A 23,925-nucleotide genomic window follows, 5' to 3' on the forward strand; every position below is an offset into this window, starting at 1 on the left:
CGCGGGCTGATACTTGAGGCTTGCCTAGCTGACGGGCTGCTGGAACACGTGGCGGCGGACCCACGCGTGCATGGCGATGGCCGCGGCTGAGGCCGCGTTCATGGACCGGGTGGAGCCGAACTGTTCGATGGACAGTGTGGCGACGGCGGAATCGTGCACCTCGGGCGACAGGCCTGGGCCTTCCTGTCCGAACACCAGCACACAGTTTTTCGGGAGGTCGTACGTCTCCAGGGGCACGGAATCCGGGAAGATATCGATGCCGATCACCGCAAGCCCCTCCCCCTCCGCCCATTGGACGAATTCCTCAACGGTGGGGTGGTGGCGCACGTGCTGGTAGCGGTCGGTGACCATGGCCCCGCGACGGTTCCACCGCCGTCGTCCAATGATGTGGACCTCTTTGGCGAGGAACGCGTTAGCGGTCCGTACCACGGTGCCGATGTTGAGGTCGTGCTGCCAGTTCTCAATGGCGATGTGGAAGTCGTGACGCTTGGAATCGAGATCCGCCACGATCGCCTCGTGCTTCCAGTACCTGTACTGGTCCACCACGTTGCGGCGGTCACCATCCCTCAACAGGTCCGGGTCCCAATGGTCACCCACCGGCAACTCGCCTTCCCAAGGTCCGACGCCGACCTCGGGTTTCACTTCTGCCTCGCCTTCCGGGGCGGTCTCCGCAGAGGTGGCAGCGGGAGACATGGCAGGGGTGGGCAGGGCTGAGTTGGGGGGAAGGTCAGTCACCCCTCAACTTTAGCCCTGCCCCGCCGCCCGCCTGAGCGGGTTGTGCTGGGGTCCCTAGCCCATCTTCCACTTGTTGATGCGGTACGAGTTGGCCAACTGCTCGAAGAGCCCCGGGTGCGCGTCCCAGTATTCCTTGTGGCCACTGACGCCGAGCATCTGCGGTGTGCCCCACGGTGTCACGGAGAACAAGTTCACGGCCTGGATGGCTTCGCCACGGGCATTGGTGCAGGTGAAGCCGATGACTACTGCGGCGCCACGGCGGAACTCACGGATTTCCGGCATGGAGGTCTTGAAGTCGGAGGTGCACTTGTGGCCCACCAGGTTCTGGGGCAGTTCGGTGGCGGTCATGCCCTTGTAACGGGCTTCGATGTCCTGGATGGCCTTCTTGACCTCTGCCGGGTCCTTGCCGAACTTGCCTTCCTCCGACTCTGCGAAGAAGGCATAGGCGAGCGCGATGCCGTCGCCGTCGGTCTCCACCGTTCCTTGGGCCTTCTTCTGGATCTCTTCGCCTGTGGTGGGGTCCTTGGTGATGCCGAACGACTCGTCGTGGGTCCACTCTGCCAAGTACTGGAAGGAGGATTCTCCCGTGACCCACTTGCTGAACAGCGGGTCCCCGTCGGCGGGAACGTTGCTGGGTCCGGCGAGTTCTTCCCACACGGACGGCAGCGGGATGGCGCCGGCCGGGATATCACTCGACGCCGAGGCGTCGCCTGAGGGTTCGGCTGATGGTTCGGCAGAAGGCTCGGACGCTGCATCCGAAGCTTCGTCCGAGGATGTTACCGACGGCGCCGGGTTCTCCACTGCGGTGGGCTTGGTCATCGACGGGATAAGCCAGGTGAAAGCCACCACCAGCGCAATAATCACGACGACGGCGACACCGCCCAGGATGAGGAACAGCGACTTTTTGTTGTGGTCGCCGGGATTCTGGCCGGGGCCGCTGGGTCCGCTGGGTCCGCCAGGGTAGCCCGGCTGGCCAGGGTATCCGGCACCCGGCGGTGGGAAGCCCGGCTGGCCCGGCTGCGCTGGGAAGGCTTGCGTCGGCGGTTGCTGCGTGGGGAACGCCTCGGTCTGGCCCGGCTGGTACTGGCCGTACTGCCCCTGACCGGTGTCGTAGCGCGGCTGCGGCACGCCGTCGGGGTTGTAGGGAGGCTGAGGCGCTCCGTTGTTGCTGCTCATGGCGGGCCCTTTCGAAGGCAGTGAGTCACCGGAATGTTTCTGGGGACACCCGATGGATAAACCGGAAGAGGGGACCTGCTGAAGCGTGGGCGACACAAAAAACCACCATGTCGATCCCCCGACCCACGGTGGTGGCACGCCTGCGCCGCCCCCAGCGTAGTCGAGTCCGAGGCGCCGGACGCAAGTCATAACGGATATCCACATGGGCAGAACTACCCACATAAGCGGGATCACGGGGTGTTCGGGCCGCAGATTGATGAAAGACTGGTGGCAGTGCATGAACAATCCCAGCCGGAGGCAAATATGGCAGAAGAAACCACGTCCACATCGGTTTATCGGAACGGCCACGAAATTGAATGCTGGCTTACGGACATGGACGGCGTCCTGGTTCATGAAAACCAGGCCATCCCGGGCGCAGCTGAACTCATCCAGCGCTGGGTGGACACGTCCAAGCGATTCCTGGTCCTGACCAACAACTCCATCTTCACCCCGCGTGACCTCGCAGCCCGCCTGCGCGCGTCTGGCCTGGAGGTTCCTGAAGAGAACATCTGGACGTCCGCGCTGGCCACGGCCCAGTTCCTCAAGGACCAGGTCCAGTCCTCGGATTCGGGCAACCGCGCCTACACCATTGGCGAAGCCGGCCTCACAACGGCCCTGCACGAGGCCGGGTTCATCCTCACTGATACCGATCCCGACTTTGTGGTGCTTGGCGAGACCCGCACCTACTCTTTTGAAGCGATCACCATGGCCGTCCGCCACATCCTGGCCGGCGCCCGCTTCATCGCCACCAACCCGGATGCCACCGGTCCCTCCAAGGACGGGCCCATGCCCGCAACCGGTGCCATCGCGGCCATGATCACCAAGGCCACAGGCCGCGAGCCCTACATTGTGGGCAAGCCGAACCCCATGATGTTCCGCTCGGCCATGAACCAGATCGATGCCCATTCCGAGACCACGGCCATGATCGGCGACCGCATGGACACGGACATCGTGGCAGGCATGGAAGCAGGTCTGCACACGGTCCTGGTGCTCAGTGGCATCACGCAGCGCGAAGAAATCGTGTCCTTCCCGTTCCGGCCCAACCAGATCCTGAACTCCGTGGCTGACCTCAAGAGCCAGATCTAAGGAACAAAATCCATGGCTGTGCTCAATCTGCGTCCTCTGGCCGGTGGCCGGATTCTCAGGGGGAGCCAGCCGTTCGGTTTGGATGCCGCTGCGACGTCGGGTTTCCTGGCGGAGCACGGCATCCAGGCCATCGTGGACCTGCGGAGTGAGCTTGAGCGCTCCTTGGTTCCGTGGCTGATCCAGGACCACGACGTGCTTAGTGGCGATGTGGTTCACGACGGCGGCGCCCGGCCTGCCGCCGTCGTCCCGGCCGCCGTGGCCCCGCCCGTCGTCGAACTCGTCAACAACCCGCTGGACCCGAACGCAATCGCCGGCTCGCTCCATGCAGTGGAGACGCCGGAGGATCTGGGCGAGCTGTACCTCGGCTGGATCAAGCTGCGTCCGGAGTGGGTGGCCGATGCGCTGCGGCCCGTTGCCCGCGGCAAGCGCACCCTGGTGCATTGCTCGTTGGGCAAGGACCGCACGGGGGTGGTGTCGGCAATCGCACTCCTGGCGGGCGGCGGATCAGAGGATGCCGTGGTGGAGGATTACACCGCCACCACCCTCAGCCTTCCCACCATGCTGGCAGTCATGGCTGAAACGTGGCGCCTGCATGTCCCCTCCACTCCGGCGGCCTATTTCAGCCCCGAACTGATGGTCCTGCAGAGCCCCGAGGCTGCGATGCGGCATTTCCTGGCTGCTTTCGCGGAGGAGTTCGGCGACGCGCGGAGCTTCCTGCGCGAGGCGGGCCTCACCGCCGTCGAGGTTGAAGCGCTGCGTTAACTGTGGCGCCTAAGGTAGCCCGGCCAGCACCTAGGCCGGGCGGATGACCTTGCCGTTGGGCTCTTCGTATGACGGCTCCTGGGGCTCGGGTGGGAGCGGCTGGAGTTCGTCCTGGACCCGTTCCAGCAGTGGCCGGTACACACCGCCGTTCCATTGCGGGCTTGCGTGCGCGGGCCGCGCGCCTTCGGTGCTGAGGGTGGGCAGGGCCATGTTGGCCCCGAAGACCTTGCTCCACCCAGCGCGCGCCGACTCATAGTCCACGGTGCCATCCTTGGGATTGCCCAAAAAGGCCATCTTGGCGCCACCGATCTTTCCCGCCAAACGGAGGCCGTCAAAGTGGTAAATGTACGCCGACTCCGTCTGGATGAGCACGCTGGAAGGCGCGATCGGCGAGAGCTGTTCCAGGCTTTGGTCGAGGATTTGCCGCCACGTGCGCTCATCCTTGTGCGCCACGCGCTCCCCCAGCTCATAGCCGCCCCGGAGGACCGACGGGATGCGGAAGCCATTCTCGTACAGGAACACGACGCCGTCGAACCAGCTCTGGTCCAGGACGTCGGCGCGGCTGAACGGGCTCGAATCCAGGACGATCAGCTGCGTTTCCACGCCGTGCAGTTCCAGCAGGCGGGCGGCCACCTGGGTGGCGAGCATCCCGCCGAAACTGTGGCCGTAGAAGTAGAGCTTCTCCAGTTCCAGTTCACGGACGTGCAGGATGATTTCGCGGACGACCTCGTCCACGTCCAGTCCCAGGTTGGAATATCCGACGGCGGCAAGGCGGCCGCGCTGGTGCAGGGCAGGACGCAGTGAGTTGAGGATCCACTGGGCTTCTTCCCAGCTGGTTTTGTACCCGGGGAACAGGATCCAGCTGGCTTTGGGGAAGTACAAGTCCGAGTACGGATCAGGTACCCGGAGGATCTTGGTAGCCCGCCGCTCGGCCTGGACACGGCGGGTAAAGAGCATGTCTCCGGCCAGCGCTGCGGAGGCTCCGGCGGTGATGAGGAAGTTCCGGCGGGACGTTTTCTTGAGGCGGGCAGCGTAAGGCAGGATCCGGGCCCATGCGCCCGGATCCTCTGCCTTCTCCGGTTCAGGAGAAGCCAGCACGGGGAGGTTTTGGTCCACCTCCGCCGGTGCCGGGAGCTTCCCTACTTGAACGTCCACGCAGCAAGCATAGGCTTCGGAAGGTGGTACCTCACAGCCCCGTAGTTTGTGTACAGCCGATGCCCTTAAGATGCGCTTTTAAGGTCGGGAGCTGCACAAAAACTCCTTAGTCGAGGCCGAGTTCGTCCTTGCCGAAAGCGAAGAGGTACGGAACGCCCGTTTCGGCTTCGATCTTCTCTTTGGCGCCGGTGTTACGGTCAACAATCACAGCGACGGCCACCACATTGCCGCCCGCCTTACGGACACCTTCGACGGCGGTCAGTGCGGACCCGCCGGTGGTGGACGTGTCCTCGAGGACCACTACGTTACGGCCCTCAACGGAGGGGCCTTCCACCTGACGGCCCATGCCGTAGGACTTCTGGGCCTTGCGGACCACGAAGGCGTCCACGGCACGGCCGGCATCGGCAGCGGCGTGCATTACAGCGGTTCCGACGGGGTCGGCACCCATGGTGAGTCCGCCCGCGCACTCAACTGACACGCCGGCGTCGTCGATCATTGCCAACATGACCTGGCCCACCAGCTTGGAGGCCTCGTGGTGCAGGGTGATGCGGCGGAGGTCGATGTAGTAGTCCGCTTCCTTTCCGCTGGAGAGGATCACCTTGCCGCGGACCACCGCCAGTTCCTTGATGAGTTCAAGAAGGCGGGCGCGGGCAGCAGCAGTATCAGGCGTGGAAGTCATGGCTCCTAGTTTAGTAGGAGTGACGTTCAGCGAGGCGCAGGGGCAGCCGTGGTGGAGCGGATCACCAAGCGGGGGTTGACCATTTGTTCACCGCTTGCTTGTTCTCCGTCCAATTGTTGCAGCACAGCCTCCATGCAACGGCGGCCGAGTTCCTCGAAGTCCTGCTTGATGGAAGTCAGTGGTGGCATGAAGAATTCAGCTTCGGGCTGATCGTCGTAGCCCACCACGCTGATGTCGCCGGGCACGTGACGTCCCGCTTCCTGGACGGCGCGAAGGACACCCACGGCCATCTGGTCGTTGGCTACGAAGACAGCGGTGATGCTGCTGTGCTGCAGGAGATCGCGGCCGGCACGGTAACCCGAGGCGGCATCCCACCCACCTTCGAGGAGGACGCCGGCTTCCAGCCCTGCAGCACCGAGCGCTTCCTGCCAGCCTTTGATGCGCTCCGCGGCGTCGATCCAGTGCGGGGGGCCGGAGATGTGGGCAATACTGCGGTGCCCCAGACCGATCAGGTGGTCGACGGCCAGGCGGGCCCCCAGCCGTTGATCGAGGGAGGCGCCCGTCAGTTGGTTGCCGGCTCCTGCACCCACGGCAACGATCGGCACGGGTACCGAAACGTCGCGCAGGACTGCCAGGACATCAGGGTGCGGAACCAGGATGACAATGCCGTCCACGGACTGGTTCCGGAAATGCGCAATGGCATCGTTGATGCTTTCGCCGGTTACTTCGCGAAGATTGGCGATGCTGACGAAGTACCCGGCTTCCCTGCCTGCCTGTTCAACCCCCAGGAGCGTGTTCGCCGGACCGAACTGGCCCGTCTCGCACGCAAGTACCCCGATGGTCCTGGACCGCCGGGTCACCAGGCTGCGGGCTGCGGTGTTCCGTCTGTACCCAAGGTGCGCGATGGCCGATTCCACGCGCTCCCGGGTTTTTCCGCTGACATTGGGATGGTTGTTCAGGACGCGGGAAACGGTTTGGTGGGACACACCGGCCATCTTCGCGACGTCGCCCATGACAGGGGGCCGGGCCGGCAGCGCGGGCGGGTCCAGCGGGGCGGGCGAGCCCAACGGGGCCCCGGACTGTGCCCGGGGCCCCGCTGGGGGCGGATGTTCGCCGCGTGACATGGGTCCCTACTTAGCGTCGACGCCTACGGGCTCCGCTTTGGTAGCCGGAGCTGCTTCGGTTGCCGGAGGCGTGGTCTTCCACTTGAAGCGACGGCCCGCGGAGGACCCGCCACCGGAACCGGTGCGGTTCTTGTTGAAGATGTCGAAGCCGACGGCGAGCAGGAGCACCAAGCCCTTGATGAGCTGCTGGTAATCAGTACCCAGGCCCAGGATGGACATGCCGTTGTTCAGGACGCCCATGATCAGGCCACCGATCATGGCGCCCGCTACAGTGCCGATACCGCCCTGGACCGCTGCGCCACCAATGAATGCGGCAGCAATGGAGTCGAGTTCGAAGCCGGTACCGCCGGCAGGCTGTGCCGAGTTCAGGCGGGCGGTGAACACCAGGCCGGCCAATGCGGCCAGCACACCCATGTTGACGAACAGGCGGAAGGTGACCTTCTTGGTCTTGATGCCCGAGAGCTCGGCTGCGTGGAGGTTTCCACCGATCGCGTAGGTGTGACGGCCGAAAATGCTGTTGTTCATCAGCGCCGAGTAGACGATCACCAGGACAGCCAGGACGATCAGGACGATCGGCGTTCCGCGGTAGCTGGCCAGCAGGAACGTGATGATGAGCATCAGCACTGCGATGAAGCCGTTCTTGACGGCGAACCAGGCCATCGGCTCATTCTCGAGGTTGAACTTGCGGCGGACCCGGCGTTCCTTCAAGGCCTGAAAAAGGATGGCTGCAGTGCCGCCGACGCCGAGGATGACCGTCAACCATTCCAGCACGGAAGTACCCCCGGAGATGTCCGGCAGGAAGCCGCCGCCCAGTGCACGGAGTTCGTTCGGGAAGGGGGTGATCTGCTGGTTCTTGAGGGTGATGAGGGTCAGGCCACGGAAGATGAGCATGCCGGCGAGGGTGACGATGAAGGCTGGAATGCCCACATAGGCAATCCAGTAGCCTTGCCACGCTCCCACCAACGCACCAACCAGGAGGCAGGCCGGGATGGCGAGCCACCACGCCCAGCCCCAGTGCACGATCATTACGCCGGCCACAGCACCGATGAAGCCGGCGATCGACCCGACGGAAAGGTCAATGTGTCCGGCAATAATGACCATCACCATGCCGATGGCCAGGATCAGGATGTAGCTGTTTTGGACCACCAGGTTGGTGACGTTCTGCGGCTGCAGGAGGATGCCGTCGGTCAGGACCTGGAACAGGATGACGATCAGGATCAGGGCGACGAAGATGCCAACCTGGCGGAGGCGGCTTGTGAGGAAGCCAAGGGATTCTCGTAGGGCGGACATGTTCGCTATTCCTTCTCTTGGGTCATGTAGTGCATGAGGGTTTCCTGGGTGGCTTCGGCGATGGGGACTTCGCCGGTGATGTGGCCTGCGGACAGGGTGTAGATCCTGTCGCAGATGCCCAGGAGCTCCGGAAGCTCAGAGGAGATCACAATGACTGCTTTCCCCGCCGCTGCGAGCTCGGCAATGATCGTGTAGATCTCAAACTTGGCGCCGACGTCGATTCCACGGGTTGGTTCGTCCAGGATCAGGACATCCGGGTCTGAGAACATCCATTTGCTCAGCACCACCTTTTGCTGGTTTCCACCCGAGAGTTTGCCGGTGATGGCAGCAACGGAGGGAGCTTTGATGTTCATGCTCTGGCGGTAGTGGTTGGCTACGGTGGTCTCTTTGTTGCCGTCCACCCAGCCGCGTTTGGCCAGCTTGTTCAGTGCGGCCATGGAGATGTTGCGCTTGATGTCTTCGATCAGGTTCAGGCCATAGTGCTTCCGGTCCTCGGTTGCGTAGGCGATCCCGTGCTCGATGGCGTCGGAAACAGTGGAAGTGTTGATTTCTTCCCCGTACTTGTACACCTTGCCCGATACTGCCCGCCCGTACGTCCGGCCAAAGACGCTCATGGCCAACTCGGTGCGGCCGGCACCCATGAGGCCTGCCAGGCCTACAACTTCACCCTTGCGGACGTTGAGGCTGGCATTGTTCACCACCATGCGGGAATGGTCCTGGGGATGCTGGACTGTCCAATCCTCGATGCGGAGGACTTCCTCGCCGATATTGGGTGTCCTGTCCGGGTAGAGGCTTTCAAGATCGCGGCCCACCATGCCACGGATGATGCGTTCCTGGGTGATCTGGCCCTGATCCAGCCGCAGGGTCTCGATGGACTTGCCATCGCGGATGATGGTGACGGCGTCGGCCACTTTGCGGATCTCGTTGAGTTTGTGGCTGATGATGATGCTGGTGACGCCCTGGCCCTTGAGGTGCAGGATGAGGTCCAGCAGGTGGTCTGAGTCTTCATCGTTCAGTGCCGCGGTGGGCTCGTCCAGAATGAGGAGCTTCACCTCCTTGGACAGTGCCTTGGCGATCTCCACCAGTTGCTGCTTGCCAACACTGATGTGCTGGATGGGGGTCACCGGATTTTCACTGAGGCCCACGCGGGCCAGCAGCTTGGCGGCTTCCAGGTTGGTCTTCCGCCAGTCCACCCAGCCGTTCTTGGCCAGCTCGTTGCCGAGGTAGATGTTCTCGGCGATGGACAGGTACGGGCTGAGGGCCAGTTCCTGGTGGATGATCACGATGCCGCGCTTTTCGCTGTCCGTGATGCTCGAAAATTCGCAGGGTTCGTTCTCGAAGAGGATGTCGCCGTCGAAAGTGTTGTGGGCGTAAACACCGGAGAGCACCTTCATGAGGGTGGACTTCCCGGCGCCGTTCTCACCACAGATGGCGTGAACCTCACCTCGGTTGACGTCCAGGGTGACGTCCTGCAGGGCTTTTACCCCGGGGAAGGTCTTGGTGATTCCTCGCATTTGAAGAATGGGTACGTTCATCGTCAATTCCCGCTGACTGGTTGGAACTTGGCCGGGCCGAGGACTCGACAGGCTCTAAGGGAGGCTGCGGCCCCGCCGCACTGTGTACTAAAACAGCTGCGCGCTGCTGCACAGAACGGCGGGACCACAGACCGGGAACTCGTTACTTGACGTCGGATTCCTTGTAGTAGCCCGAGTCGATGAGTTCCTTCTGGAAGTTGTCCTTGGTGATGATGACGGACTTCAGGAGGAAGGCCGGAACAACCTTGACCTTGTTGTTGTAGGTCTTGGTGTCATTGGTTTCCGGCTCGGTGCCCTTGAGGACAGCGTCCACCATCTTCACGGCCTGCGCGCCGAGCTGGCGGGTGTCCTTGAAGATCGTGGAGTACTGCTCGCCTGCGACGATGGACTTCACGGAGCCCTTTTCTGCATCCTGTCCGGTGACCACGGGAAGGCTTCCGGTGGAGTAGCCGCCGGTGCTGGTCAGGGCGGAAATGATACCGATGGACAGGCCGTCGTACGGGGACAGGACGCCGTCCAGCTTGGTGCCGGAACTGTAGGCCGAAGTAAGGATGTCTTCCATGCGCTTCTGGGCTACGGGTGCCTGCCAGCGCAGGATGGCTGCCTGCTCAAACTTGGTCTGGCCACTGGGGACCTTCAGGGTGCCTGCATCCAGGTACGGCTTGAGGGTGTCCATGGCACCGGTCCAGAAGAAGTTGGCGTTGTTGTCGTCCGGGCTTCCCGCGAACAGCTCAACGTTGAACGGGCCCTTGCCCTCTACCTTCTTGCCGCTGGCGTCAACCAGCCCAAGCCCGGTCAGCAGCGAGGTAGCCTGCTGGACGCCCACGGTGTAGTTGTCGAAGGTGGTGTAGTAGTCCACGTTCGGCGTTCCGTTGATGAGTCGGTCATAGGCGATCACCTTGACGTTCTGCTCCTTGGCTTTGGCCAGGACATCGGTCAGGGTGGTGCCATCGATGGCCGCGATGATCAGGGCCTTTGCGCCCTTGGTCAGCATGTTCTCAATCTGGGAAACCTGCGTCGGAATGTCGTCGTTGGCGAACTGGAGGTCCGTCTTGTAGCCGAGGTCTTTCAGCGACTTCTCCACGTTGGCGCCATCCGCGATCCAGCGTTCGGAGGTCTGGGTGGGCATCGAAATGCCTACCAGGGAATCGCTGGGGTTCGCGCTGCTGGTGGACTCCGCAGTGCCTCCACGGCTTCCGCAGCCCGTGGCTCCCACGGTCAAGGTCAGGACAACCGCTACGGCGCCCAGGAGTTTCTTCAATCTCACGATGCTCTCCTTCCGCGGCAGCATTGCCGCGAACTCTGATGCAGCCGGAGCATCTGCGCGTCCGGCACGGTAAAGCTGGGTGGCCTGTGTGCTGGGGGCGGCACATGCCGGTGAAAAGTGATGCGAATGCCATTGTGAACGCTAACAATACCGTCGGTCAAGTGCCGTGGATCACGAATTGATTGCAGACTCGCACCGTTCCCGGAACTCTTGACTTGAAACGTTGTTAGCGTTCACAATTGGCGGCTTCACTCGGTTTCACTCGGTTTCACCGTTTCAGCCGCCAGGGCCAAGCAGCTGAAACGCAAGAAAGCCCGGCACCGCCTTATGGGCAGTACCGGGCATCGAACGTTCCTGGCGTGATGGCCGCGAGGAACTCTTCCCTGCTGGGAACAGGGAAATCAGAGGCGGGTGTCGAACGAATCGCAGAAAACGTTCTGGTTGAACGTCCCCTGGAACCCGGACTTGCCCTGGATCTTGTGGATCGTGGCGCGAATGGCCTCTCGCGTTGCCGCGTGTGCGTGGATAACGGTCCTGACCATGGGCACGTCGATCAAGTGGTTCGGCTGGTTCAACGAGACAAACACCGTGGGAACCTCCGTTGCGTACCAAGGGATCTCAGCAGCCATGGGCGAGGACCACTTGATCCGGATGGAGGCCTCCTGCGCGAAACCCTTCACGTTCGCGAAGACGAAGGCGGCGTCGTATCGCTCCGCATAGTCTCCTGTGGCTTCCTCGGACAGGACCCGCATGAAGTTCATGCCGGGCTCCCCCGCGGCTTCGCGCTGTTCAGCGGTCCTGAAGACGCTGACTTCAAAACCTGCAGCTTCCAGCTCTTCCCGGACGGTGTCCAGGTAGGCGAGAGGATCTGCGCGGGTGAAGTCGGCGCCGCCTGAGATGCCGTAGAGGCGGATCCGCGGATGCGTCTCAGTGCTGATGGGCAGGTTGCCGGCGGTGTCCTTCACCAGCGTGACGGTCTTTTCGGCGATGTCGGTGGCGATGGCACGGTGGGGCTCACTGCCGATCACCGCGAGTGCCTCAACCGGCGGCACCAATTCCTGGCGCACATGCAATCCGAGACTCGCCTTCAGGCCAAGGATCCGCCGCAGGGCATCCTGCAGACGCCCCTCGCTGATGACCCCGGACTTATAGCCATCCAGCATGTACCCGAAGTCTTCTTCGAGGTTCCGGAAGAACAGGAACATGTCGCAGCCGGCCGCGATGGTCGCAGGTACTAGGTCGCGCCGCTTCATGGCCTGAGTCAGACCAACCATCAGTGAAGCGTCCGTCAGGACCAGCCCGTTGAAACCGAGTTCGCCACGCAGCAGATCCTGCAACAACTCAGGCGCCAGCGTCGCGGGGAGGATTTCAGCGTCCGACAAGCCTGGCCGGAAATGCCGGGACACCTCGGGAGCGCCGATGTGGCCCACCATGATGGACTGCACGCCGTGCCCAATCATTTCGCGGTACACGTGCCCGTAGCCGGCGTTCCACTCGTCGTAGCCAAGGGTGTTGTACGACGTGACAACGTGCTGATCGCGCTCATCAATGCCGTCCCCCGGGAAGTGCTTCATGGCGCAGACGGTGGGTGATTCAGAGATGCCGTCGAAGTACTCCTTGGCCCGCTCCACCACAATCTCCGGGGTGTTTCCGAAAGCCCGCGTGGAAATGACCGTATTGCGCCAGTTGTAGTGGATGTCTACGATCGGCGCAAAGGCCCAGTTGCAGCCCAGCGCGGCAGTTTCGACGCCGGCCACCTGGCCCATCTGCCGCGCAATGGTCTTGTCCGGGTGCGAGCCTGCCTGCAGGTGCGTGGAAACGAACGTACCGTCGTCGCAACTGCCGGCGCCGCCCATTTCCGGATTGGACGCAATCAGCAGCGGGATCCGGGTTTTGGACTGGGCGTAACGGATGTGTTCCTGCACGGCAGAAGAGGGCCCCGGCCGGTACCGCATACCGCCCACATGGAAGTTCTCCAGCACGCCATCGAGGTATGCCGGGGAGTAATCGTTGTTGTGATTGATGAACAACTGGCCGATCTTCTCTTCCAGCGTCATGGAGCCAATGGTGCTCTCCACCCACTCCACTGCAGCGTCATCCAGGTTGTAGGGAGCCGCTTTCAAGTCCACCAAGTGCGGCCCGGCAGATGCTGCGGACTGGCCCGTCAGCGCGGCATGTACGTCATTCACGATGTCCTCCACGGGCGACGCGATGTCCACCACGATCCCGGCTTCGTCGTCCTCGAGCGGTTCCAACGTATCCAGTTGCGAGTCCAGCAGTGAGGCCGGCATGAAGTGCCCGGGACGGGCAGTCATCCGCGCATTCAGCAGTTCACGGGTGCCGTGCAGGTGCACGAACACCACGGATGGATCGGCACTGCGGATGATGTCCCGGTACGAGCGTTTGAGCGCGCTGCACGCGATGACAAGAGCAGAGTTCGACGCCGGGAACCGCCTGCCGATTTCCGCCAGCCAAGGTGCGCGGTCGTCGTCGTTCAGCGGAGTACCCGCGGCCATCTTGTCGATGTTCGCCTGGGGATGCAGCGAATCGCCGTCGAGGAATCCAGCGCCGAGGCGTTCGGCGAGCGCGGCACCAACGGTGCTCTTGCCGCAGCCTGCCACGCCCATCACTACGATGTGGTGGCGGTGCCCATCATCAGAGCCAGCAGGTTTACCAGTCATGAACCGTGCCGTCCACGAGGCGGTTGTACGGCAAGTAAGCCTGCTGGTACGGGAACGCGGCGGCGGCTTCCTCATTGAATTCGACGCCGATGCCGGGGTTGTCACCCGGGTGCAGGTAGCCGTCCTTGAAGGTCATGGACTGCTGGAAGACCTCGTTGGTCTTGTCAGAGTGCTGCATGTATTCCTGGATGCCGTAATTGTGGATGGCCAGGCCAACGTGCAGCTGGGCGGCGAAGCCCACCGGGGAGATGTCCGTGGGGCCGTGGAAGCCTGACTTGATCTGGTACTGGGCCGCGAAGTCCATGACTTTCTTCAGCGGTGAGATGCCGCCGAAGTGGGTGGAGGCTGCACGGACGTAGTCGATCAGCTGTTCCTTGATGAGGGTCTGGAAGTCGTACACGGTGTTGAAGATTTCGCCGATGGCCAGCGGGGTGGTGGTGTGCTGGCGGACCAGGCGCAGGCCTTCCTGGTTCTCGGCCGGGGTGCAGTCTTCCAGCCAGAAGAGGTCGTACGGTTCCAGGGCCTTGCCGAGCTTGGCGGCCTGGATGGGCGTCATGCGGTGGTGGCCATCATGCAGCAGCGGGATCTCGGGGCCGAACTCGTTGCGCACGGCTTCGAAAACGGTGGGCAGGTGGCGCAGGTAGGCGCGGGTGTCCCAGTCCTCTTCCAACGGGAAGTTGCCGCGGCCGGCGGGCTCGTAGTCGTACCGTTCGCCCGAGGCCTGGGCTTGCGCGGCGACACCATAGACGGCTTTGATACCGGGGACCGCGGTCTGGATGCGGATGGATTTGTAGCCGAGCTCCAGGTGTTCGCGAACGGAGTCGAACAGCGACGGAATGTCAGCGCCGGAGGCGTGGCCGTAGGCGCGCAACCCGTTACGGGAAGCGCCGCCCAGCAGTTGGTACACCGGCAGGCCGGCAACCTTGCCCTTGATGTCCCACAGCGCCATGTCTACGGCGGCAATGGCCGCCATGGTGACGGGTCCGCGGCGCCAGTACGAGCTGCGGTACAGGAACTGCCAGGTGTCCTCGATCCTGTGCGGATCCTTGCCGATCAGCAGCTGCGCAACGTGTTCCTTGAGGTACGCAGCTACCGCGAGTTCACGGCCGTTGAGGGTGGCGTCTCCGATGCCCGTCACACCGTCCTCCGTGGTGATGCGCAAGGTGACGAAGTTGCGGGACGGGCTGGTCACAAAGACTTCAGCGGCAATGATTTTCACAGCTTTTCCTTTCGGGATGTGGCTGGGTTGAAGGGTTAGGTTGGATTGCCGCTGACGGCAACCGGTTGCGCTTGCGCTGCAAAGGCCTGGCCGAGGCGGTGGATGAGCGTCACTACCTCGGAATCCCGGGCGAGCCCGGCATCCAGCAACGACACCAGGGCAGCAATGCGGTCAAGGCCGGAAAGCTGGTTGGCCTGCTCCACCTCCGAAGCGCGGGGATCCTGCAGACCGGCGTTCGTTTCCACGTACGCAGCCCACACGGCGATCATCCTTGCCGCAGCTTCACCGGTTCGCCCTGCTTCGCGTTCGGCGCGGAGTACAGGGACGGCCCGCATACGCAGTTTGGTGCTGGCATCCACGGCGATCTGGGCCAAGTGGTGTGCAATCCGGGAGTTGCCAAAGCGCTCCAGGAGAGCCTCCCTGTAGTCGGGAATGCCCAGCTCGTCACCGTCAAGGTGTCTCGAGGCTTCGTCCCAGAAATCTTCAACGGCTTGCAGGCACACCGGATCTGCCAGTGCTTCGGCCACCGTGGAGTGTCCACGCAGTTGCCCGGCGTAGGCCAGGATGGAGTGCGCGCCGTTAAGAAGCCAAAGCTTGCGGTTTTCGTAGGGCTCGATGTCGTCCACAAAGACAGCTCCGGCGTCCTCCCACCGCGGGCGGCCCGCAGGGAAATCTCCGCTCAGCACCCAGTTGCGGAAGGGTTCGGTGACCACCGCAGCGTCGTCCCGGTAGCCGCACTTCTCACTCACCAGGGCAACGTCATCCGCAGTTGTCCGGGGCGTAATCCGGTCAACGGACGTACTCACGAAGCTCACGTTCGCCTCGATCCAGGCGGCCAGTCCGCCGTCGAATTCTCTGGCGATACCCAGCACGCCATCCCGGGCGACGTTTCCGTTGTCCGAGAGGTTGTCGCACGAAACTACCGCCAGCGGGCCGGCGTCGGCATCCTTGCGCGCGGCGAGGCCCAAGACCAAGCGGCCCAACGGCGTCTTGGGTTCCTGACCGGAAACCAGCAGCGGGACGTCGTCGGCGCCGGGGCCGTACGCCGCTTCGGTGATGGTCAGGGTGACCATTGCGGTCTGCGGCGCGGCGACCAATTCAACCAGCCGGCCCACGTTGGCACCAACCACGGCTTCGACGATGCTGCCCACTACTTCGAAGGAGTCGTCGGCATCGGATCGCTCCACCACGGTAAACAAGCCGTCCTGCCTGGCGAGGACATCGGCGGCGTCCGGTCGGCGTCCGGTGAAGGAAGCGATGCCCCACTCCCCTGCGTCGCCGGCGTGCTGCGTGTACCAGGCCTGATGCGAACGGTGGAAGGCGCCCAGACCAAGGTGGACAATGCGGACCGGCGCCTTACCGGCAGGCCGGGACGCGCGGTTGAGGCGCGGCAGTGCGGCGGTCACAGCTTGAACACCCTGCGTGGCGAGGAATCGACGACGTCGAGGATCAGCTCGTGCGCGCGGTCTTCCGTGACGCGGTGCTCGGCCACAAGGCGCGCGAGGAAGGACGCTTCGATCCTGCGGGAGGCGTCATGCCGTGCGGGAATGGAGCAGAAGGCGCGGGTGTCATCGATGAAGCCGGAGGACCGCGAGAAGCCGGCGGTTTCTGTCACTGCGGAGCGGAAGCGCAACATGGCGTCCGGGGCATCGAGGAACCACCATGGGGCACCGATGTACACCGACGGGTAGAAACCGGCCAGTGGCGCGAGTTCGCGGGAAAACACTGTCTCGTCCAGCGTGAAGAGCACCAGGTGGAAATCCTTGGCCGTGCCGAAGTCCTGCAGCAACGGACGGATGGCCTCTGTGTAGTTCACGGCGAACGGAATGTCGTGGCCGGTGTCGGCGCCAAACCCAGCAAACGTGGGGCCGTGGTGGTTCCGGTACGAACCCGGGTGGATGGTCATGACCAAGCCGTCCTCCACGGACATCCGGGCCATCTGGTACATCATGTGGGCCTCGAACGCGTCGCGGTCTTCCGCAGTTGCGCTCCCGGCGCGGGCTTTCTCAAAGAGGGCCTCCGCTTCCCGGGGGTCCAGCTTGAGCGTGGCAGGGGTGCGGACGCCATGATCCGCCGATACCGCGCCATGGTCCACGAAATATCGACGCCGGTTTTCCAGGGCCGCAATGTAGCCGGCGTAGCCAGTGGCACCGTCAGCCGCGGTTTCGATGAGCCGATCGACGTTGGTACTCCAGCTGGGGTGGGCCACATTCAGGTAGGCATCCGGACGGAACGTGGGCACGACGCGGCCGTTGAAGCTCGGACCTTCGGTGAGCGCCTTATGGCTTGCCAGGGTGTCCAGGGGATCGTCAGTGGTGGCGAGGACCTCGATGTTGAAGTCCTTGAAGAGCTGCCGCGGACGGAAGTCGGGTTCCACCAACTTGGCAGCAATGGCGTCGTAACTGGCATCTGCGGACAGCTCACTGAGGTCTGCGCCGAGCTTGAAGACATCGTTGAACTGGGTGCGCAGCCAATACCCGGAGGCAGTGCCTTCAAAGAGCGGCCAGGCTTGGACAAAGGTCCGCCAGATCTCCCTGGACTCCGGGGCGGACGCGGTGCCGGCCAGCAGCTGATCCATCGGAACTCCGTTGGCGTGGATCAGGCGGGTGACGTAGTGGTCCGGGCTGACCAGGAGCGCAGCAGGATCGGGGAACGGCGTGTTCTGTTCGATGACAGCGGCGTCAACGTGGCCGTGCGGGGAAATGATGGGCAGGTCCTGGACGCGCTCCAGCAAGGACCGCGCGATGCTGCGCGTCCCGGGATCTGCGGGCAGGAGCCTGTCAGGGTGTGCTGCGATGGACTGTGACATAGGTCAGCCTTTCGAAGTGGAGCCGGCGGAGAGGTTTGCGCTGCCGGGCACTGCCAGTCCGGACAGTTCTGCCACCTGGCGGAGGAAGCGCAGGTTGCCCGCGGTTCGCTCGGCAAGTGGGAGGTCCGTGGAGAAGTCCTCCACAGTCACCCACCCGTCGTAGCCCACCTCGGCCAGTGCCTTGAAGTAGCCCAGTACGCTCCCCTGCCCTTCGGCGAGCGGTGCCCATTCGTTCACCCAGACAGCGGCTCCGGATTCGTCGCGATCCTCCGTGCGGACCCACCGGGCGTTCTTGACGTGAATGTGGGCAAGATACGGTCCCAGCAACTGGAGCGCCGGCAAAGGTGATTCCCAGCCTTCGATCAACAGGTTGCCCAGGTCATGAATGACCCCAACGTGCTGTGGGTCCAAGCCTTCCAAAAGCCTGCGGGCCGATGATGCCGAGGCTGTCACCGTGCCGTGGTGCAACTCCACCAAGGCTTTGACTCCGTAGTGGGCAGCGCGGCCTGCCACCCACTCGTAATGGTCCCGCGTTGCTTCGAACAGCTCCGGATAGGACAGTCCGCTCGGCTCTTGGCCACCCATGGTGGAATTGCCCAGCGGCAGGACGTTGACCCTGACTTGGCGGGCACCCAAGGCTGCCGTGGCGGCCAGAACCCTTTCGACGCCGTCGTAGTTGTCGCAACGTGCGTAACCACCCAATCCCGAGTATTCGAGCCCTGCCTCGGAGGTGAGTCGGGCGATCTCCGGGAGGGAGTCTTCAAGACCCGTCATTGGCCATGTGGCTTTGTTTCCGGCCCAAAAACCAGGTTCCGGCGCGTCGGCCTGATCCGTGACCCGCCACTCGATGCCGTCCCAACCTTGGGCTGACAGTTCCGTAGCCGCTTCCTGCGGAGTCCACTCAGGCGTAGAGGCCGTGAATACCGAGAATTTCATGCCGTGACCTCCTCAAGGTGGCCATTGCCGGTGCGTACTTCGACGTCGTTGTACTTGCCCGCAACAACGTCGGCGATGAGGACAGGGCGGCCCAGCGTGGCCGAGACATACAGTGCACGCACCGTGGCCAGTGCTGTGACGGCATCGTGGATGGTGACACCTGCCGGCCTGCCGTTCCGGATGGCGTCCACGACATCCCGGTACTGACGGATGTGGCCTGCTGGGTAGAGCGTTGGATCGATGTTTGTCTGCACGGGCGGTTCGGCAAACCTGGCCAGCTCCGCCTCAGCCTGGTTGCCCGCCCCGCGCAGGCCCATGGGGCCGCTTTGAGTCTCAGCGTCTGAACCCGCAGCGTGGAAGTACTCAAGGTTGTCATTGTCGATCACCGCGGAGCCCTTGCTGCCCATGACCTGCAACCTCACGGTGAGTCCCGGATATGCAGCCGTGGTCGCATGAAGCACGGCGAGCGCACCGGACTCAAACGTTACGGTGGCCACCGCAGTGTCTTCCACCTCCACATCCGTGTGTGCCAGGAGCGCTGTTTTGGCACTGATTTCCACCGGGCGGCCAAGGAACCAGAGCAGTAGATCCACGGTGTGGACGCCCTGGTTCATCACGGCTCCCCCACCATCCATGGCCCACGTTCCACGCCAGGCACCGGAATCGTAGTAGCCCTGGCTGCGGTACCAGCTCACCGATGCGATGGCGGACGTCAGTCGGCCGAAGCGCCCTGTCCGGCGGGCTTCGTCCACAATGATGCTCGCCGGATCGAAGCGGTGCTGGCTGATGACGCTCGCCACCAGTCCCGTCTCTTCGGCCGCCTTGGCTGCTGCCAGGATCTCGTCAGCGCGGTCCAGATTCACATCGAGCGGCTTTTCGATGAGCACATGCTTACCGGCGTCGAGCACTTCCAATGCTTGCTGGATGTGAAGTCCGCTGGGGGTAGCGATGATGACAAGATCGACGTCGGCACCAGCGAACGCTTCGGCCAGGCTACCGAAGGTGGCAGGGCGGGCCGCGCCGTGCTCCTCGATATACAGTGCCAAGGCATCGGCGGATTCCATGATCTCGTCCACCAGAGCGGTGACGCGAAGTTCTGGGAGCTCACCGACGGAGGCGGCGTGCGTGCGGCCGATGCTTCCACATCCGGCGATGGCGACGTTCAGGACGGGATTCTGCGGTTCAGCGCTCACTTGGTTTCCACTCCAGCTTGGTTGACTACTTTGGCAAAGGCACGGGCTGCCATTCCGAACGCGGTCGGCCCGGAGAAGCCACCCAGGCCATGCGCTCCGGCCAGGTGCGGTTCGAGGCTCGCGAAGCCAATGAAGCCGTCCGCTTTCAGCGCCTCCACGGTCCGCAGCAAGTCGCCGTCACCTTCTCCGGCAGGAACCACGACGCCGTCAGCGGACCGCGCGTCCTTGACCTGCAAGTACTCAAGGTGGGGACGGAGCTTCGCGTAGCCTTCCTCGAACGGCTTGACGCCCACCTGGACGAAGTTGGCGGGGTCCCAGGCCACTTTAAGTGCTGGTGATGCCACCGATTCGATGATGTCCAGCACGCGGTCAGGAGTGTCTCCGAAGATGTCCTTTTCATTCTCGTGGAGCAGCACCACGCCGGCTTCCTCAGCCACAGCTGCCAGTGCCCGCATGCGTTCCATGACGTCGTCCCGGATGCTCTCCACGGCAACGCCTTCCCCGTAGTAGAAGGAGAAGATGCGGATGTAGCGGGCGCCCAGCACCTGGGCTGCGTTGGCTGCACGACGCAGACGCTCCACTTCGTGTTCCACAGGGAGCGTTACGTCCACCTTGCCAATGGGCGATGCAATGGCCGAAACGCCCATGCCTGCCGCGTCCAGGAGAGCCTTGAGCGCGGCCAGTTGCGCGGCGTCCAGGTCCACGATGTTGGTTCCCCATGCGCTGCGGACCTCGATGTGGTTGGCGCCCAAGGCCTGGAGCACCGCGATCTGCTGTACGGGGTCGTCGTCGATCTCGTCCCCGAAGCCCGAAAGCGTCCACTCAACTGTTGCTGAACCAGTCATTGCTATTTGACTCCTCCGGCGGTCAACCCGCCTACTAGATAACGCTGGAAAATCAGGTAAAGAATCACGACGGGTGCCGCGCACACGAGCGAGGCTGCCATCATTTGGCCATAAAGAGGAATGGCCCCACCCTCCTGCGATGCACCAAAGATCTGCAGTGCGACGGCGGCAGTCTGGCTGTCGGGCCTGGTCATCACTGAAGCAAACAGGACATCGTTCCAGCCGAGCAGGAAAGCGAAGATTCCGGAAACCACAATGCCTGGCCAGCTGAGCGGCAGGATGATGCGGACCAGGACACCAAGGTTGCTGGCGCCGTCGATCTTGGCCGCTTCTTCAAGCTCGCGCGGTAAGCCGCGCAGGTAGGTGACCATCACCCACGTCGAGAACGGCATGGCAAATGTCAGGTAGGTGATGAAGAGTCCCCATTGCGTTCCGATCACTTGGACTCCCAGATAACTGGCGGCTGAGGAAAAGAGAACGAACACCGGCAGGACCATGAGTGTTCCGGGTACTGACTGCAGCGCCAGGAGGCCTCGCAGCACGGTGAGCCTGCCCCGGAACTGGTACCTGACCAGGACGTAAGCGATGGAAACGGACATCGCGGCGGACACCACAGCCGTGGCTCCTGCTACGAGCACGCTGTTGGCGAGGCCCTTGGCCAGGCCGACGCTGGACCAGATCTTGGTGTAGTTCTCCAACGAGAACGTGGACGGCCAGAATTCACCGTTGGCCACGCCGATGTCCGAGTTCACAGACGCCAGGAAAATATAGGCAACCGGGATTAGCACAATGGCGCTCAGGAACGTCAGGATGATGGCCAACATGGGGCCAGGCAGCAGACGGGTTACTTCATGCTGCCGTTTGGAGCCTGGCCGCAACGTGGTCCCTGACGAACCCCGGCTGGCCGTGCCGCGGACGGAGGTTGTTGGTGCGCTCACTTCTTGCCTCCAGGCGTCTCGGCGTCGTCCAGCTTGACGGCGCGCAGGTAGATGAACAGCGGAATGGCGATCAGCACCAGGGATACGAAAGCCATGGCGGCACTGAGGCCGAAGCGGAAGCTTTGGAAGCTGGTGACATAGGTGAGGATCGGAAGGACTTCGACGTCGGCCGGAGCCGGGACGCCGAACAGCACGAACGGAAGCGTGAAGTTGTTGATGTGGTGCAGCATACCGATCAGGAATGCCAGAGCCAGCGGGCCCTTGAGGTACGGGAAGATGACGTACCGCAGCTTGTTCCACCACAGCGCGCCGTCCAAGGCCGAGGCCTCATGGACCTCGTGGTCCACGGACTGCAGGCCGGAAAGGGCCAACAAGTAGATGAACGGCCAGGAAGCCCAGATCTGGACCAGGATGAGGGTCCAATACGTTTGCGGTCCATTGAGCCACAGGCCACCGTCCATGCCGAACACGCCCAAGGCCGAGTCCACCACTCCGTCTGGCTGGAACATGGTCCGCCACACCGTGGCCACCACGAAGGAGGGCAATACATAGGGGATCAGGAAAATCGAGCGGACGACTGCGCGGCCCTTGAAGGCGTTCTGGGTGGCCACGGCAGCCGCGATGCCCAGGGGCAAGGTCACCAGCATGGCGATCAGCGAATAGCTGACGCTCAGCCACACCGAATGGAGCAGCGGTGAATCGGTCAGTGCCTCCACAAAGTTGTCGATGCCGATGAACGGCGCGCTGACCCATTTGCGCAGCGTGTACTGATCCAGGTTGAGGGCCGACATGTAGATACCCAGGAACAGCGGAATCACAATGATGACGAACATCAGCACGCCACCCGGGATCAGCATCCACAATGGGCGGTTGCGCTCGCTCAGGCCCTTGCGGCGGGCGGGTTTCTTCCCTCGGCTGGTGGGCTGAATGGTGCCTGTGCCCGGTTTTGGTGACGTGCCGCCGTCGGACGCTTGGGCTGCGGTACCGGACCGGGCCGGCTGCCCTGCGGCAGCCGGGCCGGCGACGGCCTTCATTTCCCTGAAGGAATCAGTGGACATGGGGGATCCTGCCTAGGACTTCGCGGCCCGGTCGAGGGACGCTTGTCCTTTGGACTGGGCGTCCTTGAGCCGTGACTCCAGGGCCGAGTTATCCACGGAGCCATTGGCCAAGTCCGGGATGGACTGGACCGTTACGTTCAGAAATCCCAACTGGATATCGCCCCATGCGCCAGTAAACGGAGTTGCTTTGGACTTACCTGCAGCATCGGCGATGGGCTGCAGCTTCGGATCAGTCAGAGCGGCCAGGGCTTCAGCGTTGGCTGGCAGCTCGCCAAAGATCTTCTGGTAGTTCAACTGCTCGTCCTTGGAGGTGATGAGCTCGATGTAGGCGAAGGCCAGATCCTTCTGCTGGGAGTAGTCGGCAACCACTACGTTGTCTCCCGAGAGGATGCTGGCGGCTTTATCGCCGTCGCCCTTGGGTGAGGTCTCGCCGGGAGCCGTGGTGGGCATGATCGAGTATGCATACTTACCTGCGATAGCCGACTTCTCCAACGTTGGGACCGAGCTGGACGTCGTCATCATCAGATAGCCGGCTTTGCCGGATGCGAAGGCTGCAACGGCGTTGCTGTTGCTCCATCCGATCGCTGCAGGATCCACGACCTTGTCTTTGGTGAGCCAGCCGAAGTAGGTCTCGTAGGCCTTCTTGACGGTGGGGTCATCCATCTTCAACTTGTCGCCGTCCACCAGTGGGTTGCCAGCCTGGATGGACATGGCCCAAATGAACTTCCAAGGGTCGAAGTTGTCCTTGTACCCGGTAGCCAGGCCGTAGGTACCGGCCCCGGCATTGGTCATCTTCTTGGCTTGCTCAGCGAGTTCGTCCCACGTGGTTGCCGGCTTCTCTATGCCTGCAGCAGCAAGGAGATCCTTGTTGTAAGCCATGACAAACGGGCGGCTGACAAACGGGATGCCGGCCATATGCTCGGCGTCCGGGCCGGAAATGCCAAGGGCAGCTTGGTTGAAGCGGTCTTTTCCTCCGACCTTCTTCCAGTCATCATCAGTGAGGGTCACAAATGCTTTGGTGGCGTAAGCCGTGGGAGTGAAGGTAGTACCGAGGCTGTAGACGTCAGGACCTTGGCCTGAAACCACGGATGTTTGGATACGGGTCAGTTCGTCGTTCGCGGAGGCAAATGTTTCGAACTCAACATCTGCACCCGTCTTTTCCTTGAACTTGGCGGCAATGTCCTTGAACCATTCCTTCTGCTGCTCCGGGTATTGGTTGTTAACCCCGGTCAGGACGCTCAACTTCTTCCCGGTGCCGTCCACGGCACCTCCACTGCTGTCCGAACTACTGCCGCTTCCCCCGCAGGCAGTCAAAGCCAGGGCGGCCGTTGCTATGACGGCGGCCAGCTTCGCTGATGGTGCAAACCTCATTGTTTCCTCCTTGGATACCAAGCCCGC

20 protein-coding genes are annotated in these 23,925 nt (G+C 62.9%); 2 read left to right on the forward strand and 18 right to left on the reverse strand.

Annotation, left to right across the window (positions count from 1 at the left end; all coding sequences use genetic code 11):
• Positions 1-24: 24 nt before the first annotated feature.
• Both ACIQLI_RS01015 and ACIQLI_RS01020 read right to left on the reverse strand, forming a co-directional pair.
• On the reverse strand, positions 25-693 hold the full coding sequence (locus tag ACIQLI_RS01015) for a TrmH family RNA methyltransferase (protein WP_354229240.1): 669 nt from the start codon (positions 691-693) through the stop codon (positions 25-27).
• Positions 694-789: 96 nt separating this feature from the next.
• On the reverse strand, positions 790-1,911 hold the full coding sequence (locus ACIQLI_RS01020) for a hypothetical protein (protein WP_400384093.1): 1,122 nt from the start codon (positions 1,909-1,911) through the stop codon (positions 790-792).
• A gap of 303 nt (positions 1,912-2,214) precedes the next feature.
• Here ACIQLI_RS01020 and ACIQLI_RS01025 point away from each other — a divergent pair, with 303 nt between their 5' ends.
• Both ACIQLI_RS01025 and ACIQLI_RS01030 read left to right on the forward strand, forming a co-directional pair.
• Positions 2,215-3,036, forward strand: a complete 822-nt coding sequence (locus tag ACIQLI_RS01025; RefSeq protein ID WP_035761154.1) for an HAD-IIA family hydrolase — start codon at positions 2,215-2,217, stop codon at positions 3,034-3,036.
• Positions 3,037-3,048: 12 nt separating this feature from the next.
• The gene (locus tag ACIQLI_RS01030) at positions 3,049-3,798 is read left to right on the forward strand and encodes a tyrosine-protein phosphatase (protein ID WP_400384096.1); all 750 of its coding nucleotides are present in this window, start codon (positions 3,049-3,051) and stop codon (positions 3,796-3,798) included.
• A 30-nt stretch (positions 3,799-3,828) separates the two neighbouring features.
• Here the strand turns inward: ACIQLI_RS01030 and ACIQLI_RS01035 are convergent, their stop codons facing one another.
• From ACIQLI_RS01035 to ACIQLI_RS01110, 16 genes are all read right to left on the reverse strand, one after another.
• Complete coding sequence (locus tag ACIQLI_RS01035) at positions 3,829-4,953, reverse strand: thioesterase domain-containing protein (RefSeq protein ID WP_400384099.1); 1,125 nt, start codon at positions 4,951-4,953, stop codon at positions 3,829-3,831.
• A gap of 106 nt (positions 4,954-5,059) precedes the next feature.
• A complete protein-coding gene (gene pyrE, locus ACIQLI_RS01040) occupies positions 5,060-5,632 on the reverse strand; it encodes an orotate phosphoribosyltransferase (RefSeq protein WP_159735654.1) in 573 nt (190 codons plus the stop codon).
• Between the two features lie 26 nt (positions 5,633-5,658).
• The gene (locus ACIQLI_RS01045; RefSeq protein ID WP_400384773.1) at positions 5,659-6,645 is read right to left on the reverse strand and encodes a LacI family DNA-binding transcriptional regulator; all 987 of its coding nucleotides are present in this window, start codon (positions 6,643-6,645) and stop codon (positions 5,659-5,661) included.
• A 117-nt stretch (positions 6,646-6,762) separates the two neighbouring features.
• On the reverse strand, positions 6,763-8,046 hold the full coding sequence (gene mmsB, locus ACIQLI_RS01050) for a multiple monosaccharide ABC transporter permease (protein ID WP_354228824.1): 1,284 nt from the start codon (positions 8,044-8,046) through the stop codon (positions 6,763-6,765).
• A 5-nt stretch (positions 8,047-8,051) separates the two neighbouring features.
• The gene (gene mmsA / locus ACIQLI_RS01055; RefSeq protein ID WP_400384103.1) at positions 8,052-9,581 is read right to left on the reverse strand and encodes a multiple monosaccharide ABC transporter ATP-binding protein; all 1,530 of its coding nucleotides are present in this window, start codon (positions 9,579-9,581) and stop codon (positions 8,052-8,054) included.
• 142 nt (positions 9,582-9,723) lie between these two features.
• A complete protein-coding gene (chvE, locus tag ACIQLI_RS01060) occupies positions 9,724-10,872 on the reverse strand; it encodes a multiple monosaccharide ABC transporter substrate-binding protein (protein ID WP_280626368.1) in 1,149 nt (382 codons plus the stop codon).
• Positions 10,873-11,249: 377 nt separating this feature from the next.
• The gene (locus ACIQLI_RS01065; RefSeq protein WP_400384106.1) at positions 11,250-13,529 is read right to left on the reverse strand and encodes a gluconokinase, GntK/IdnK-type; all 2,280 of its coding nucleotides are present in this window, start codon (positions 13,527-13,529) and stop codon (positions 11,250-11,252) included.
• A complete protein-coding gene (manD, locus tag ACIQLI_RS01070) occupies positions 13,519-14,748 on the reverse strand; it encodes a D-mannonate dehydratase ManD (RefSeq protein ID WP_089593517.1) in 1,230 nt (409 codons plus the stop codon). The genes ACIQLI_RS01065 and manD overlap by 11 nt, the downstream gene beginning before the upstream one ends.
• 35 nt (positions 14,749-14,783) lie before the next feature.
• Positions 14,784-16,154 carry a mannitol dehydrogenase family protein gene (locus ACIQLI_RS01075; protein ID WP_400384109.1) on the reverse strand — a complete coding sequence of 457 codons (1,371 nt, stop codon included), beginning with the start codon at positions 16,152-16,154 and terminating at the stop codon, positions 14,784-14,786.
• A complete protein-coding gene (uxaC, locus tag ACIQLI_RS01080; RefSeq protein WP_400384112.1) occupies positions 16,151-17,557 on the reverse strand; it encodes a glucuronate isomerase in 1,407 nt (468 codons plus the stop codon). Before uxaC ends, ACIQLI_RS01075 begins: the two co-directional genes overlap by 4 nt.
• Positions 17,558-17,560: 3 nt before the next feature.
• On the reverse strand, positions 17,561-18,493 hold the full coding sequence (locus ACIQLI_RS01085; RefSeq protein WP_400384115.1) for a sugar phosphate isomerase/epimerase family protein: 933 nt from the start codon (positions 18,491-18,493) through the stop codon (positions 17,561-17,563).
• Positions 18,490-19,686 (reverse strand): Gfo/Idh/MocA family protein, encoded by a 1,197-nt coding sequence (locus ACIQLI_RS01090; protein WP_400384118.1) that lies wholly within the window; start codon positions 19,684-19,686, stop codon positions 18,490-18,492. Before ACIQLI_RS01090 ends, ACIQLI_RS01085 begins: the two co-directional genes overlap by 4 nt.
• Complete coding sequence (locus ACIQLI_RS01095) at positions 19,683-20,531, reverse strand: sugar phosphate isomerase/epimerase family protein (RefSeq protein ID WP_400384121.1); 849 nt, start codon at positions 20,529-20,531, stop codon at positions 19,683-19,685. The genes ACIQLI_RS01090 and ACIQLI_RS01095 overlap by 4 nt, the downstream gene beginning before the upstream one ends.
• Positions 20,532-20,533: 2 nt before the next feature.
• Complete coding sequence (locus ACIQLI_RS01100; RefSeq protein WP_400384123.1) at positions 20,534-21,469, reverse strand: carbohydrate ABC transporter permease; 936 nt, start codon at positions 21,467-21,469, stop codon at positions 20,534-20,536.
• Positions 21,466-22,527 (reverse strand): carbohydrate ABC transporter permease, encoded by a 1,062-nt coding sequence (locus tag ACIQLI_RS01105; protein ID WP_400384126.1) that lies wholly within the window; start codon positions 22,525-22,527, stop codon positions 21,466-21,468. The genes ACIQLI_RS01100 and ACIQLI_RS01105 overlap by 4 nt, the downstream gene beginning before the upstream one ends.
• 12 nt (positions 22,528-22,539) lie before the next feature.
• Positions 22,540-23,898, reverse strand: a complete 1,359-nt coding sequence (locus tag ACIQLI_RS01110) for an ABC transporter substrate-binding protein (RefSeq protein ID WP_400384129.1) — start codon at positions 23,896-23,898, stop codon at positions 22,540-22,542.
• Positions 23,899-23,925 lie beyond the last annotated feature (27 nt).

The sequence above is a fragment of the Paenarthrobacter sp. NPDC091669 genome (genome assembly GCF_044756725.1).
GTDB lineage: Bacteria > Actinomycetota > Actinomycetes > Actinomycetales > Micrococcaceae > Arthrobacter > Arthrobacter bambusae_C.

Excerpts from the sequence above, each read along its gene's own strand:
- ACIQLI_RS01065 (WP_400384106.1), bottom strand. The coding sequence starts at position 13,529 with ATGACTGGTAAACCTGCTGGCTCTGATGATGGGCACCGCCACCACATC.
- mmsA (WP_400384103.1), bottom strand. The coding sequence starts at position 9,581 with ATGAACGTACCCATTCTTCAAATGCGAGGAATCACCAAGACCTTCCCC.
- ACIQLI_RS01020 (WP_400384093.1), bottom strand. The coding sequence starts at position 1,911 with ATGAGCAGCAACAACGGAGCGCCTCAGCCTCCCTACAACCCCGACGGC.
- mmsB (WP_354228824.1), bottom strand. The coding sequence starts at position 8,046 with ATGTCCGCCCTACGAGAATCCCTTGGCTTCCTCACAAGCCGCCTCCGC.
- chvE (WP_280626368.1), bottom strand. The coding sequence starts at position 10,872 with ATGCTGCCGCGGAAGGAGAGCATCGTGAGATTGAAGAAACTCCTGGGC.
- ACIQLI_RS01085 (WP_400384115.1), bottom strand. The coding sequence starts at position 18,493 with ATGAAATTCTCGGTATTCACGGCCTCTACGCCTGAGTGGACTCCGCAG.
- pyrE (WP_159735654.1), bottom strand. The coding sequence starts at position 5,632 with ATGACTTCCACGCCTGATACTGCTGCTGCCCGCGCCCGCCTTCTTGAA.
- ACIQLI_RS01045 (WP_400384773.1), bottom strand. The coding sequence starts at position 6,645 with ATGGGCGACGTCGCGAAGATGGCCGGTGTGTCCCACCAAACCGTTTCC.
- ACIQLI_RS01095 (WP_400384121.1), bottom strand. The coding sequence starts at position 20,531 with ATGACTGGTTCAGCAACAGTTGAGTGGACGCTTTCGGGCTTCGGGGAC.
- ACIQLI_RS01015 (WP_354229240.1), bottom strand. The coding sequence starts at position 693 with ATGTCTCCCGCTGCCACCTCTGCGGAGACCGCCCCGGAAGGCGAGGCA.
- ACIQLI_RS01025 (WP_035761154.1), top strand. The coding sequence starts at position 2,215 with ATGGCAGAAGAAACCACGTCCACATCGGTTTATCGGAACGGCCACGAA.
- ACIQLI_RS01110 (WP_400384129.1), bottom strand. The coding sequence starts at position 23,898 with ATGAGGTTTGCACCATCAGCGAAGCTGGCCGCCGTCATAGCAACGGCC.
- uxaC (WP_400384112.1), bottom strand. The coding sequence starts at position 17,557 with ATGTCACAGTCCATCGCAGCACACCCTGACAGGCTCCTGCCCGCAGAT.
- ACIQLI_RS01105 (WP_400384126.1), bottom strand. The coding sequence starts at position 22,527 with ATGTCCACTGATTCCTTCAGGGAAATGAAGGCCGTCGCCGGCCCGGCT.
- ACIQLI_RS01030 (WP_400384096.1), top strand. The coding sequence starts at position 3,049 with ATGGCTGTGCTCAATCTGCGTCCTCTGGCCGGTGGCCGGATTCTCAGG.